15 protein-coding genes are annotated in these 12,565 nt (G+C 45.7%); 8 read left to right on the top strand and 7 right to left on the bottom strand.

The window, feature by feature from the left end; translation table 11 throughout:
• The first annotated feature begins 300 nt into the window (after nucleotides 1–300).
• Nucleotides 301–648 (top strand): hypothetical protein, encoded by a 348-nt coding sequence (locus QT992_RS18405; protein ID WP_332983160.1) that lies wholly within the window; start codon nucleotides 301–303, stop codon nucleotides 646–648.
• 135 nt (nucleotides 649–783) lie between these two features.
• Here QT992_RS18405 and QT992_RS18400 read toward each other — a convergent pair whose 3' ends face one another.
• Complete coding sequence (locus QT992_RS18400; RefSeq protein WP_333317064.1) at nucleotides 784–1,176, bottom strand: DUF4189 domain-containing protein; 393 nt, start codon at nucleotides 1,174–1,176, stop codon at nucleotides 784–786.
• A gap of 150 nt (nucleotides 1,177–1,326) precedes the next feature.
• Between QT992_RS18400 and QT992_RS18395 the strand changes: the two genes are divergently transcribed.
• From QT992_RS18395 to QT992_RS18370, 6 genes are all read left to right on the top strand, one after another.
• Nucleotides 1,327–2,154, top strand: coding sequence for a hypothetical protein (locus QT992_RS18395; protein ID WP_333317066.1), 828 nt, complete (start codon nucleotides 1,327–1,329; stop codon nucleotides 2,152–2,154).
• A gap of 47 nt (nucleotides 2,155–2,201) precedes the next feature.
• Nucleotides 2,202–2,840 carry a ThiF family adenylyltransferase gene (locus tag QT992_RS18390; RefSeq protein WP_333317068.1) on the top strand — a complete coding sequence of 213 codons (639 nt, stop codon included), beginning with the start codon at nucleotides 2,202–2,204 and terminating at the stop codon, nucleotides 2,838–2,840.
• Nucleotides 2,841–2,969: 129 nt separating this feature from the next.
• Entirely contained in the window at nucleotides 2,970–3,326 is a 357-nt protein-coding gene (locus tag QT992_RS18385) for a peptidoglycan-binding domain-containing protein (protein ID WP_333317070.1), read from the top strand.
• 143 nt (nucleotides 3,327–3,469) lie between these two features.
• On the top strand, nucleotides 3,470–4,036 hold the full coding sequence (locus QT992_RS18380) for a DUF924 family protein (RefSeq protein WP_333336961.1): 567 nt from the start codon (nucleotides 3,470–3,472) through the stop codon (nucleotides 4,034–4,036).
• Nucleotides 4,037–4,210: 174 nt separating this feature from the next.
• A complete protein-coding gene (locus tag QT992_RS18375; RefSeq protein WP_333317075.1) occupies nucleotides 4,211–4,642 on the top strand; it encodes a hypothetical protein in 432 nt (143 codons plus the stop codon).
• Between the two features lie 11 nt (nucleotides 4,643–4,653).
• Complete coding sequence (locus tag QT992_RS18370; RefSeq protein WP_333317077.1) at nucleotides 4,654–5,109, top strand: DUF6575 domain-containing protein; 456 nt, start codon at nucleotides 4,654–4,656, stop codon at nucleotides 5,107–5,109.
• Nucleotides 5,110–5,174: 65 nt separating this feature from the next.
• On the opposite strand, the gene QT992_RS18365 is transcribed toward QT992_RS18370, so the two are convergent.
• Nucleotides 5,175–6,608: a sorbosone dehydrogenase family protein gene (locus QT992_RS18365; protein WP_333336959.1), complete on the bottom strand. Its 1,434-nt coding sequence runs from the start codon at nucleotides 6,606–6,608 to the stop codon at nucleotides 5,175–5,177.
• Nucleotides 6,609–6,841: 233 nt separating this feature from the next.
• Nucleotides 6,842–7,342 carry an autotransporter gene (locus QT992_RS18360; protein WP_333317081.1) on the bottom strand — a complete coding sequence of 167 codons (501 nt, stop codon included), beginning with the start codon at nucleotides 7,340–7,342 and terminating at the stop codon, nucleotides 6,842–6,844.
• Between the two features lie 670 nt (nucleotides 7,343–8,012).
• On the opposite strand from QT992_RS18360, the gene QT992_RS18355 reads away from it, so the two are divergent.
• Nucleotides 8,013–8,648: a L,D-transpeptidase gene (locus QT992_RS18355; protein ID WP_333336957.1), complete on the top strand. Its 636-nt coding sequence runs from the start codon at nucleotides 8,013–8,015 to the stop codon at nucleotides 8,646–8,648.
• 340 nt (nucleotides 8,649–8,988) lie between these two features.
• Here QT992_RS18355 and QT992_RS18350 read toward each other — a convergent pair whose 3' ends face one another.
• The 4 genes from QT992_RS18350 to QT992_RS18335 all read right to left on the bottom strand — a co-directional run bounded on the left by QT992_RS18350 (nucleotide 8,989) and on the right by QT992_RS18335 (nucleotide 12,553).
• Nucleotides 8,989–10,857: a tetratricopeptide repeat protein gene (locus QT992_RS18350; protein ID WP_333336955.1), complete on the bottom strand. Its 1,869-nt coding sequence runs from the start codon at nucleotides 10,855–10,857 to the stop codon at nucleotides 8,989–8,991.
• Between the two features lie 72 nt (nucleotides 10,858–10,929).
• Nucleotides 10,930–11,703, bottom strand: coding sequence for a Uma2 family endonuclease (locus tag QT992_RS18345; protein ID WP_333317087.1), 774 nt, complete (start codon nucleotides 11,701–11,703; stop codon nucleotides 10,930–10,932).
• Between the two features lie 4 nt (nucleotides 11,704–11,707).
• Complete coding sequence (locus QT992_RS18340) at nucleotides 11,708–11,896, bottom strand: hypothetical protein (RefSeq protein ID WP_333377441.1); 189 nt, start codon at nucleotides 11,894–11,896, stop codon at nucleotides 11,708–11,710.
• A gap of 216 nt (nucleotides 11,897–12,112) precedes the next feature.
• Nucleotides 12,113–12,553, bottom strand: a complete 441-nt coding sequence (locus tag QT992_RS18335; RefSeq protein ID WP_333377439.1) for a hypothetical protein — start codon at nucleotides 12,551–12,553, stop codon at nucleotides 12,113–12,115.
• Nucleotides 12,554–12,565: the final 12 nt, after the last annotated feature.

Genomic DNA, 12,565 nt, shown 5'->3' with positions numbered 1-12,565 from the left:
ATTAAGGGTTTGAAGCTTGGGTAGAGTCGCATTTTTTGGGAACTGGTGTCATTTCGCGATTTTGCGATTAAATTGTTATTACGATCGCAGTACAGCACTTTCTTATAGACTAGAGTAATGGGGTAGCGACGGGGCGAGATCCCTTTTTGCTTCAGTCCGTTTCAATACCAAACCGCGCTCGCACTAAATCTCAACCCACTGTCTCAACGAACTGTGCAACCCACTGTGCAACCCACTGTGCAACCCACTGTGCAACCCACTGTGCAATCCACAATACAACTACTTTAACTTCTTAAAACTATGGGAAAAAAGTCGAAAGCCAAAAAATCCCAGGTCAAAAAATCCAGTTTGCTCTGCCAGCGACTCCAAGAAGCTCTCGATCGAGGCAGTAAAGTTTGGATTAAAACAAATAATAGCAGTTTCGGCGGCATCCCGATTAATTTGTTCGGGGAGTTTGCGGAACTTTTGGTGATAGTTCCCCCTAACGAACAGGCGGAACATATCGATGCTTACGGACAAGTTACGTGGCTGATTCGACTCTCTGATATTATTGCACTTGCTTACCCTACGGAATACTGGTCTAAAGATAGATTAGAAAGTTTGCTGCCACCTGATGCAGTTACTTCCGAAGTAGGAGATTCACTGTAAGGTGCACATGGTGCACTCTACTTTTAGACGAATGGTAAGTGTAAGGTGCGCCGAAGAGCACTTTACACTTACCATTTTATAAGCTGTTTTACCAGCGAAAATATAAACAGCTCCGACCGATTTTTATCAGTTTAATTACTCGTTGCAAGCTGAAAGCTTCACTTGACAACGGCCACCCTCTAGTTCGCTGCAAGCGGCGAGAGCTTGAGCTTGTGCTGCTTCTTCATCGTCACCCCAGCCCGCACCTGCTCCTCCTTTGCCTAATGCGATCGCTCCGCAATTATTGCGATTAGAAGTCAGCGCTTCGCAGTCGTTAGCACCTCCGCTTTTTTCATTGCAGGCGGCTACTGCTGCGTTTAGTGCTTCTTCCTCTGTAGCATGATCCCAACTAATACCCGTGGCGTCAGAAGTCGGAGAATAAGCAGTAGCTCCATAGGTGTTCTGAGCATTAGCTGCTGGAGTATATCCCAACATAGGAAGTGTCAAAACGGTCACTAAAGCTAACTTGGAAAAAAGGTTTTCTAGCATATTTACTTGATTATTTACCAGGTCCAAATTGGATAGCTCCTCTATTTTATCGGTGAATATTTATTATGTCAATATTTAGAGGAAATTTTATAATCGCTTAATTTAAAATCGGATTAGATACAACTAAGTAATATAGCGGAGGTCAATCCAGTGCGAGATATCCACAAAATTTTAAGCCAACTCGCAGCCCTAGAAGCGGAGTTACTCGATACCCAATTTCTGGCTCCCTGCGTGCGCGGGGGAAGCCTGCGGACAAGAATTAGCTCAATGGTTTATACTTTTCAACCGCAGCCGCGCAAGTTTGAAGGATGGGCTATTTTTAAGCCTATTAATGAGAAAATAGCTGCGGTAATTGAGGAGCCGAGTTTGGCGCAAGTGAGCGAGTATTTGCAACTCCTCCTCCCCGTTCGCTTGCACTTGGCTTGCGTGCTGCAAGGGCAAACTTGGCTGGCTTATCCTGTTAACGAATCTGATGCTAAACAGCGCACGGGTGTTGCGAAACCCGTACCAGTGCATTTAGTAACAGAAGGTTCGCAGTTTGAACCGATTGTTGCGCGGTGGGACGGTCATTGTTTGTGGTTTGAAGAGATTGACAGGCGCGCCGATCCGCTGCCATCTGAGAAGTTGAAAGCAGCTTTAAAAAAGTTGATTTTGCCTCAAGAAGTTCGCTTTAAAGGGATGACGCCGGAAATGCGAACTGTTTACGAATTGGTATCCCGAAATATTAAAGATTTCGATCCGAAAGTGCGGGCAGAAAAGCGCTTGCAGCGGGCGCTAAAAATGGGCGGCGGTGAATTGCGGGATTTTTTCGATCGCGAAAATTATTGGCTGGTTGAATGGACTAGCGGAACGGGAGAACACCACACTTCTGCGATCGCCAAAAATGACTTGACAGTTATGAGTGCTGGCATTTGTCTCAGCGGATTGGACAAAGACTTCGACTTGCAATCATTAGTTGGAGTAGTTGAAGATAGATAGGAAATAATGACTACTGACTACTGACTACTGACTACTGACTACTGACCATGAGTATATTTTTTCACGAACAACTTTACAGAAGTGCGGCAGTGATGTCGCAGATCGAAAATTTCCCGGTAACGGTGTGCGGGGCGGGCGCTTTGGGTGCGAATATTACAGAAAGTCTGGCGCGATCGGGCTTTTGTCAGTTAAAAGTCATCGATCGCGATCGCATCGAGGAACGCAACCTTTCCACTCAACCCTATTATCGATCGGACATCGGCGCATTCAAAGCCAAAATTCTCGCCAACAACCTCTACCGCGCTTTGGGAGTCAGCATTGACGCGCACTCAAAAGAATTGACACCCGCAAATGCCGATCGGCTGCTTGCCAAGGGCGCCACAGTCATCGATACTTTTGATAACAGTGTCGGGCGGCAAGCAGTCAAGGATTACTGTGCCAGTGTCTCCCTTCCCTGCGTGCACGTCGGATTAGCTGCCGATTACTCCGAAATAATTTGGAACCAACACTATCGGGTTCCTTCAGCGGCGAATGATGACGTTTGCGATTACCCGCTGGCGCGAAACTTGGTAATGCTGACGGTTGCAGTTGCCTGCGAAGTAATTGTTACCTTTGCTGCTACCAAAGAGCAACAAAATTTAACTTGCACGATCGGAGATTTTGCAGTAAAGCCACTTATATTGTAGAATGTCGGTTGACTGTTGCCAGAAACCCGGTTAATCAAGATTGGATGCCCCCATCCTATAAACCCGGTTTCTCACCCTCAAACAATCGTCCAACTTGCAAAAAACGCTTGAAAAATTAACAGGGAAAGTATGGCCGGAACACAGACTTTTTATTATTTACTAGCAATTCTCGCTCTATTAGTTTTGACGGGCACAAGTAGAGCCAACTATGCAGCGGGCTCCGCAGTTTGCTACACTGATGATTGCCATCAACCAGCAGTGAAACACCATAAAAGGATTTTAAAATGCGGCTCGAAAGGACACGATGTGAAGAAACTGCAAAAGTTGTTGAACGCGCGGGGCTTGTCGCGACACCCGATCGTAATTGATGGCGTTTTCGGCCCGACAACCGAAGATGCAGTGAAAAGATTTCAGCGACAAGCGGATATTCCTGTAGACGGAGTTGTGGGAGGCAAAACTTGGGACAGACTGTTTGCTAGTTTGTAACTTTAAGCACCGGACAACAAAGGTTCCTAAGTCATCTTTGCTAATCATTAATCGCTGCGGTTTGTAGTTGGACAGATAGCGCATTTTGTGCAACTACAGACACAGAAGCTTTAATCAACAATCAATCGCATACTAGATTGCTAATGAATGAAGTTTTAGATTTTTGGTTTGGTCGATCGCACTCTCCTGAGTTTGGCAAAGTTCAAAAGAAGTGGTTTGAAAAAGATGCGGATTTTGATGCCCAAGTGCGATCGGGCTTTCTGCCCAAATACGAACTAGCCGCCTCCGGTAAACTCGACTCATGGCAAGATTCCCCCGACAACTGCCTAGCATTAATTATACTGCTCGATCAATTTCCGCGCAATATGTTTCGCGGAACACCTCAAGCATTCGCCACAGACAGCAAAGCCTTAGCCACCGCCGAATACGCTGTTAATAATAAATTCGATCGCGAATTGCTGAATGTACAAAAATGGTTTGTTTATCTGCCTTTTCAACACAGCGAAAACTTAGAAAACCAGCAAAAATCTGTCGAACTCTTTCGCCAACTCAGCGGCGAACCTGACAGCGATTCAGTCATTGAATACGCGATGCAGCATTTGGAAATAATCCAGCGTTTTGGGAGATTTCCCCACCGCAATCAAATTCTCGGACGCGAAACAACTCCCGAAGAAGCCGAGTTTCTCAAACAACCCGGTTCGGGATTTTAAAGCGCGATCGCAAAATTTTTAGGTTATTTGCTGTACAGACTGAAAAATACTATAGTTAAGAGGAATACCCACTATTTTTACAGCAAAAAGCACGGATTACAATTGATATAAAAAATAGCGATTTTCGGCTAACATTTAAAATTTTAAATCAAATCGGCTACTAAAATTATCAATATGTGTTTCAAACACCAAGAATATATAGATAAGCTTTCAACTCAATGCCCGCCACAGGACTATCAACCTAAAGAAATGCTGGCTTTTAGATTTGTATTTGAACCCAATGATGAACGATCTATTAATAACTTTAAACCAGTGCTGATAATAACTCCGCAGCGCAACCTAAAACCAGAAACTGAAGCAACCAGATGTCAAGGTTATGCGCTATCATTATTTGATACCAGGGAAAATGCCGAAAAACGTTATTTAAAACTAACAAAAAAAAGAAAAAAACTGCGCGATTCTCTGGGGACTCACATAGCAGCAGGATCGATCGACAAGACAGATGGAGTTGTCTCCAAAATAGATGATAACGGTCACTTGAGCCTACATGAATTTGCTACTGCTGATTTAGCAGCAAAATTTGTAATAACATCTTGTTTATTGTAAGGTACAAAAAAATGGAACAATTAATAGGATTTAAACTAAGTAAATTTCCTCTAACTCTCAGGAGCATAGTCAATTTAGAGTATTTCGACGGCCCGCTACTATCGCTTTTTGAGAATGAATACGGCGATAGCTATCTTTATTCTTGGTGCGATGTAGATAATTTGTACAATCGCTGGTTGGTTTTCAGAGTTGCACAACTAACTCTCAAGCTTTACATAGAGGGACAAGTTTCATTGCACGAGTTAATTGTAAATCCTGTTGACGGATTTCTATATTCATTAGATATAGACAATGATTTACAGGTGAAAAACACTTATTTAATTCTCCCGGAAAATTTACCGACAATCTACTTGCCCGAAACAGATTCCTATTACGAACTGTCTGATTTAAATCGCGAAACGGCGGAAGAAGATAGGTTATTAATTTTTCAAAAAATTTCTGGCGAATCTCAACTTAGCAAGGTTTGAAGCTGACTAAAAAACCAGAGCCCCGACTTCTTGAAAAAGTCGGTATCTAATATATCGCCCAATCGTCAGCGGCGATACTGCACCCGATAAATCCGGTTGTTCGCTTCCTCGGTAAATAGCAAACTTCCGTCAGGTAAAACCAGCAAACCAACCGGCCTCCCCCAAGTTTTAGGGCCCGACGGATCTGTCAGAAAACCAGTCAGAAAATCCTCATAATAACCTTGAGGGCGTCCGTTCGCCGCATTAAAAGGTACAAACACGATTTTATAACCAGTTCCAGCGTTGCGATTCCAACTGCCGCGAAACGCCACAAATGCGCCGTTGAGAAATCTTTTGGGAAACGTTTTGCCGTCGTAAAACTGAAGCCCCAAAGCCGCCGAGTGCGCCTGAAACAGCACGTCTGGCATTAATGTTTTAGCCGCTAAATCAGGTCGATCGCTATTGCCATTTCTGGAGTGGCGCGGGTCGAGCAAATTCGGCTTAAAATAAGTGTAAGGCCAGCCGTAAAACTCGCCTTGACGAATTCTTGTCAAGTAATCCGGCACCAAATCATCTCCCAAACCGTCGCGTTCGTTGACTGTGGTGTAGAGTTGATTGGTTTTTGGGTGAAAATCCAATCCCACCGGATTTCGCAACCCTGAAGCAAAAATTTGCTGGTTCTTGCCGTCCAAATTCATGACTTGAACAGACGCCCTCGGCAGCGGTTCGACATCGGCATTAGACTGCGATCCAACTGAGACGAAAAGCTTGCTATTGTCGGGGGAAACGACAACATTTCGCGTCCAGTGTTGGTTGTAGCCGCCGCCCGGTAAATCGGCAATTTTTTGACCAGTACCTGTTAATTGTTCCTGCCCTTTTGTGTAGGGAAATCGGCGGACTTCAGCGGTATTTCCGAGGAAAAAATAGCGATCGGCAAAAGCCATGCCAAAGGGAATATTTAACCCGTTTTGGGCACTTGCAAAAGTTTTGCGAACCTCAGCAACCCCGTCGCCGTTGGCATCTCGCAACAGGGTAATCCGATTCTGCCGGGTTTCTGTTACCAAAACATCGCCTGTCGGCGTCAAAGCCAGCCATCGGGGAGCGTCTAAATTGTCAGCAAAAACGTTAACGACAAAGCCAGGAGGCACTCGCAGCAATGGCGATGCGGGAATCGGTATTACTTGAGGAGGTTTTGAGGCGCTTTCGCTGGCTCCTGGCTGCGGCAAAGCAGTTGCAACAATACGGATTGGCTGCGGCGAAAGCGGTTTGGTCGGTACAATTTGATTTGTCCCAACATTTCCCAGCGGTGCACGGGAGGGAATTTGCGACACGGGGCCGCTGTCGCCAACTGCAGGGGCGATCGCATCTGTAGCTCGATCGCACGCAATCATCGGCAACAGCAGAATTAGCAGCAAGAAACGCAGGTAATACATAGCAGCGATTTCTCCACAATTGCTGGACAATTCTATTATTCTAACTGCTATTAAACAGCTAAGCCACCGCCGGCGCGGTGGCTTCATTCCATTTACTGATACCAGTTGTACAAAACAATGCAACTGTAGGCCGGTGCTCCAAACTTTGAGCTCGATCGGTCAATCGATTTTAGATTTTAGATTTTAGATTTTAGATTTTAGAATTGAAGAACGCGACCCCACGAATGAATCCGGGGGCCCCGGATCAAATTGCTCGATTGTCATTGCCAATTCCCAATCGAAAATCGAAAATCGAAAATCTCAAATGGTATAACCTAGCTCTACCAAAGTCCTCTCACAGGAGCCGGACGGGGAGCCGGAGCCGGAATTGGACGGGGAGCCGGACGGGGAGCCGGAGCCGGAGCCGGACGAGGAGCCGGACGCGGTGGCGGTTCTGGAGCCGGACGCGGTGCCGGTGCTGGGGTTGCGGGACGAGCAACCGTTGTGGCTACCACCTTATAATCGGGGATCACGGCGATATTTTGTATCTGAGAGCCGGCGACGGTGGCTCTGACTTTCATTCCCGGTACTAGGCCAATAATTCTCAGGACGCATCTTTGAACCCTGAGAGTCCTGTACGGCGCGCTTTCTTCGCGAATAGTTACTACATCGCCGACAATACTTTTGACAAAACCGACAATGGTTGTAGTGTTTGCTGTTGTGGTGGTCTGCGTTTGGGCTATTTGAGTTGCAGGGTTAGCCATCGCAGGATTTACTGAGACCGCCGAAATTAGCACCGACAGTGTTGCACCTGTCAATAATTTGATGTTCTGAAGACGCATTGAAACCTCACATTAACTGCTATTCAGGGTTGGGTTTGCTTCCGCTGCACGAAAGTCCCAACTTCTATACCTAATCCAGTTTAATCCCCAGAGTAGGAAATTTATGACAATCTCAAAAAAAGATTATCGAACAAGTATTGAAAGACTAAATTTTACATCATAAGTTCCCGATTTACAACAAGTTCAGCGGTTTGCATCTCTAGAGTGTTGCCGTGATATATTGAGTTTATTCGATCGACCGTTGCAGTTTTTTTCCGCAGACCTAACTGTTGCTGGGAGGAACTCTACCTAAAGACAGATTGTGCTTGCCGGAGACAGCAGCGCCATAGTTTGAATACTCGATCGCCCGCTGGCCATTCCTAAAAAATCAAATTAGTCGGAGGGAAAATTTAATCATTTTCTTGCAAGATTTACGCAGAAACCGGGTTTTTTAACGACATTCTATTGCGGAACTCCACTGAGCAGCTTCTAAAAACCTTGTGGTTTTGGTATTATTGCCTAAGCTTTGTGTTGAGTTACAAGTTATCAGTGGTGGAATTTCAACTAAAAACTGTGCAGCGCAGTTGCCGTCAAAAAGCCCTCTCAAAATTTTTCCGATCGGGTGCGGTTGGCGGATAATTAGATAGGAACTTTGTAGGAACTGCTGGTTAGGAGTTTAGCGAACAAAAAAATGGTGAACAGCAAATTTTTATTTAATAAGCTAATTGTGCTTAGCTTGAGTGCAGCCGCGCTGTCGATCGGCATACAGCAGCAGGCGACTGCCGAAGTTGTGGCTAATTCAAGTAATAGTGCGATCGCAGCGCAGCGGCCCACATCCGAGACACAATTGCCGAATCTCGGAGCCCCAGAACTGCCGCCCTTGGGAGAACCATTTCGTTATATTCCCCAGGAACCAAATCCTGCGGTAAATCCTATTGAGGAAGTGCGTTTAGTGCTGAAATTGCGAGAACGCCGGGTCTATGTTTACCGACAAAATAAGGTGCAAACCAGTTTCCCGGTTGCTGTGGGAAAAGGCGGCTGGGAAACTCCTACAGGCAATTTTAAAGTGATGCAAATGATCAAAGATCCAGTTTGGCAAAATCCTTGGACAGGAGAACTTATTCCTGCGGGGCCAGACAATCCATTAGGGAGTAGGTGGATGGGGTTTTGGACGGATGGCAAGAATGTGATTGGTTTTCATGGTACTCCGAATCCAGAGTCGATCGGGGGGGCGGCTTCTCACGGTTGCGTCAGAATGTTTGATAAAGACGCACAGGCTTTATTTGAGAAAGTCGCAGTTGGAACGCCGGTGATAGTTGAGCCTTAATTATTTGGAGATTGGGGTGCATCAAAACACATGAACAGGCAAGATGCCTGTTCCACAAAGACTTAAATTTGGTTGTGGGCTGGGCATCCTGCCCGCTCATGAAAGATTAATTGATAAGGCAGCTATTGGGTGAGTTAAAACTTACATTTTGCACCTCTCTCAGCAACAGGCTTTTCGGCCTGTTCCACAACAAAGAGTTATATCATGTCCGGTCGATTCCCTCCGCTTCGCTTCGCCCGAAATCAGGTAGGGGCGGGTTCACCAACAATATCTGCCAATAATTGACAATCTCAAAAACCCGCCCGTCCGGGATATTATGGTTAATCGATCGGACATAATATTAAATAGATTGCTGATATTTTTCCAGCAACTCCGGGATGTAATCGTAGCCATCAACACCGATCGCCGGAATGATATTCGCTCGACTTTTCGCCAAAGATTGTTTAAAAGATTCCGCCCCCATTTGACCCCGCAAAATAGTCAACAAACCAGCAGATTGACGCCACTCCATCGCACCAATTTGCTCCAAAGTATACATCCCCAAACTGCCCGCAAATATCGCTTTTTCTAGTGAGTTGATTCTGTAATAAGCTTGAGCCAAGTAAGCCAAATTCAGACCTTGCAAATATAAATCCCCTGAGAATTGAGCCGCTTGCCAACCTTTGAGCAAATATTCGATCGCACCTTCAGCATTTTCTAGGGCGATTTTAGCAATACCGAGACTGCTGGAACAAAAAGCTTGACTTTGCCTGTCTCCCAATTTTTCCGATAGCAACAAACCTTGTTCCAAATAACCGATCGCACTCTCATAAACCTCCGGTTCCACCTCCTCCAACTGCCGCGCTTGAAACACTTCACTGTAACCCAAATTAGCTAGAGCATTTGCCTCGCCTTGCCTTTCTCCCGCTTGTCGTGCCATAATTAAAGCCCGCTGGCTGTAATTAATCGCTTCCTGATAATTTTTTTGAGCAACATAGTTGCGGCTGATGTGATTGAGATTGGCAACTTCGCAAGCTTTGTCTCCTTCGGTACGGGCAATTTCCAGCGCTTGCTTGTGCAGCAAGAGCGATCGCTCGTAAGCCCCAGCCGCCTGCATCGAATAACCCAAAAGCGTCAGAATCCGAGCTTTCGCTTGAGTGCCTTCAACTCGGCGCAGCGGTTCGTCTAAATAATCCAAAGTATGCCGCAGAGCTTTACCATCAAATGAAGCAAAAATCCCGCCGTAAAGCGGAAAGTATTCTCGCTGAGAAAAAGCACGCAAAATTTGCAAAGTTACTTGAAAACAAGCATTTGCCAACTGTTCCCCACTCTTGGTAGAATTATTAAACCCACTAGCTAGCTGACTCCAAATTACCGCAAAAGTAATGTAAGTAGAAATTGAAGCTTTTGTTGACACTTTGGAATCGTAAACTTGCTTGTCAAACCATGTCGCCAACGCCCGCTGCAAGCACTGCAAAATAATCGCCACTTCCACCAATATGCCTAAATCTAAATTCGATTGCTGGGCTGCGAATTGAACTACAGATTCACCGAGCGCAATAGTCTTCAAAAGAGCCTGGGGAAAGGGACTGTTAACTTTTTTGGCCCAAAAAGCCCAAGGCCCATTTTCTTCGGGACTACCGGCAAATCCTAGCTGCTGCGGCTGATAAATCCAGCCCACAAGTTCCGGTTCCAAACGCTGCCAAGATTCTAAACCTTTAGCGATGCCGGCGGTTATTTGCTGCAAATCTTGTTCGGTTTCGGGATTGGCAGTTTGCAGCATTTGTTGGTGCAGAGATTTGGCTAATTGCTGCAATTGAGCCAGAGTCAGCGGATGTTCTTTATTCGGATCGATTACTTGCAATAATGCCAGGAGGCGGGCGTTAGATTCGGCACTAACGATTTGTTGGATTGAGGATGCAATTGCGCGATCGACGCGGTTATCTTTCTGCCAGCGTTCCCATTCTCCTTGGATGGTTTTGAGCGCTCGGAGGCTGCGATTTGCCTTTGCTTGTTTGATTTCGTCTTTTTCATTTCTGAGTTGATTTTCGGCGGCATCAAGGCGTTCGCCGAAACAGCGTTCAAAGATTTCGCCAGTACCGGTACTAATGTCTTGCACCAGCATTTGATAAACTTGTTCTTTGGAGCGAATTTGACCTTTGAGGGTGATTTCGACAATTTTGTCGATTAGGCCTAAGTAGCGATCGCGCAATGAGGTAGAGTCTGGCATAATTTATTTTTAGTTAATAAGTTTTTATCGACAGCGCTTGCAGCTTGCACCATTTCATGCTGCTACTTAATTTTACAGCTCATCTGGATTAATGCCCATTGCTCTGAGGCGATCGGCTAAACGATTTGCTCGCTGACTTTCTAATTCCGCTCGCTGACTTTCTAATTCCGCTCGCTGCCTTTCAAATTCCTCTGGAGTCAGAACCCAATCGCCGCTAGCATCGTACCAGCGCAGCCACAACCTCGAACAACCTTGATAACAACCTTCCCACAAACCTATACCTAATTCTAATTCCGGTATCCAGAAGCGCGACTCGGTTAAAACTTGTTCCCGGTAAAGATTGCCAATCAAGCGAAATACTCTCAGTTGATTGTTGTACCGACTAAAAACAAAGTAGTAAGGAATCTGCAAAATCTGTTCGTAAACTCGCCACTTAGTAGGGGGTTTATTTCGTGCTTCTTCTGTAATTCCTAAATCCTCATCTTCCGTTCCCGGTGACAGCAGTTCTACTACTACCAGAGGACTGACATTTTCTTGCCACATCACGTAGCTGAGGCGCAATTCGTCACCTCGATAAAATCTCGGAGCCCCCAAGACGACAAACCAATCAGGTCTTTTGTACCAATTGAGATGGTTAGAATCGTAGTAGAGATTGAGGTCTGTCGCTATAAATATTTGTTCTGGCGGATGGTTGGCGGGGCGGCAGGTTAGGCGCAGCAGTTCGGGTTGAAAGTCGTGGAATTCGTCAGGCAAACCGGGTTCCTCCGGGTCTTCACTGGGTAGATCGTACATCGTAGGGAGGACTTTTGTCTGGGAATGCTGCGAATCCGGTACGTACATCGTCATAAGATTACCCAGGCGAGACGGCTTGAGGAGATTGAGGCGGTACGGTAATTGTAATATTATAGCGCGATGTGATTTCTTGCGGCAGAAAGTCGGTATCTTTTGCACCGGGAATTTTATCGAGATAGCAATTTTTCACTGCTAACAGAAAGCCTGCGATCGCTTCTGATGAATTTTGGGAGTCGGCTACCTTCAAGAAATCTTGCCATTGACTCTCATCTTGGTCGTTAATATCTAGCGGTGTAATCGCTGAGTTTATCCTCTGTTCCGCTGCGGTTTATTTGGTTTAAATAGTGCAGCATTAACTCAAAAATATTAGCGGGTAAATTGCCGTCTGTTGTGCCTTTTTTCTTGGCAATGAGTGGGTTGCCAGAGAGTTGGGCTAGCTAAACGGTGATGTTTCTGTCGCCGGCTATTTCGGTTTTAAGGTTTCGTAGATTTTGATCGGCCGCAGTGGGTTGATGACAAAGGTTCCCAAGAGGACAAATATGTAAATTCCCCAGATGTAGGGATGTTTGGGAAGTGATTTGATGAAGGGGCGATTGCTTTGTTCAGCTTTGAGAGCATTGATGTATACACGGAGATTTGCGATCGTTGATTGTGAGAAATTAGCTTCAGGTTGTGCCAAAATTTTCAAGGCTGATTCTAAGTTTGACACAGCCTGATTTAACTCCGGCGAAGTTAGCGTTTTTGCTTTTTCTCGAAGGTGAAGAGCAATACTTAGCCAGACAGGGGCCGCAGGGCTACGCACATTTGCATCGGAGTCTTTCAGCAGCGGAACTAGCTGCGGCACAACAGTTTTAGCTTCTGCACCAATCATCCTCAAAGCAGAGGCTGCACTACCTACGCACATTTGGATTGGAGT

This window comes from Microcoleus sp. T3_D1 (assembly GCF_036700405.1).
Lineage (GTDB): Bacteria > Cyanobacteriota > Cyanobacteriia > Cyanobacteriales > Microcoleaceae > Microcoleus.
This window is presented reverse-complemented; position numbering and strand designations above follow the sequence as displayed.

What these genes read in the sequence shown, in the direction of transcription:
- QT992_RS18405 (WP_332983160.1), top strand. Translation starts at nt 301, where the DNA reads ATGGGAAAAAAGTCGAAAGCCAAAAAATCCCAGGTCAAAAAATCCAGT.
- QT992_RS18400 (WP_333317064.1), bottom strand. Translation starts at nt 1,176, where the DNA reads ATGCTAGAAAACCTTTTTTCCAAGTTAGCTTTAGTGACCGTTTTGACA.
- QT992_RS18390 (WP_333317068.1), top strand. Translation starts at nt 2,202, where the DNA reads ATGAGTATATTTTTTCACGAACAACTTTACAGAAGTGCGGCAGTGATG.
- QT992_RS18385 (WP_333317070.1), top strand. Translation starts at nt 2,970, where the DNA reads ATGGCCGGAACACAGACTTTTTATTATTTACTAGCAATTCTCGCTCTA.
- QT992_RS18380 (WP_333336961.1), top strand. Translation starts at nt 3,470, where the DNA reads ATGAATGAAGTTTTAGATTTTTGGTTTGGTCGATCGCACTCTCCTGAG.
- QT992_RS18375 (WP_333317075.1), top strand. Translation starts at nt 4,211, where the DNA reads ATGTGTTTCAAACACCAAGAATATATAGATAAGCTTTCAACTCAATGC.
- QT992_RS18370 (WP_333317077.1), top strand. Translation starts at nt 4,654, where the DNA reads ATGGAACAATTAATAGGATTTAAACTAAGTAAATTTCCTCTAACTCTC.
- QT992_RS18365 (WP_333336959.1), bottom strand. Translation starts at nt 6,608, where the DNA reads ATGAAGCCACCGCGCCGGCGGTGGCTTAGCTGTTTAATAGCAGTTAGA.
- QT992_RS18360 (WP_333317081.1), bottom strand. Translation starts at nt 7,342, where the DNA reads ATGCGTCTTCAGAACATCAAATTATTGACAGGTGCAACACTGTCGGTG.
- QT992_RS18355 (WP_333336957.1), top strand. Translation starts at nt 8,013, where the DNA reads ATGGTGAACAGCAAATTTTTATTTAATAAGCTAATTGTGCTTAGCTTG.
- QT992_RS18350 (WP_333336955.1), bottom strand. Translation starts at nt 10,857, where the DNA reads ATGCCAGACTCTACCTCATTGCGCGATCGCTACTTAGGCCTAATCGAC.
- QT992_RS18345 (WP_333317087.1), bottom strand. Translation starts at nt 11,703, where the DNA reads ATGACGATGTACGTACCGGATTCGCAGCATTCCCAGACAAAAGTCCTC.
- QT992_RS18335 (WP_333377439.1), bottom strand. Translation starts at nt 12,553, where the DNA reads ATGTGCGTAGGTAGTGCAGCCTCTGCTTTGAGGATGATTGGTGCAGAA.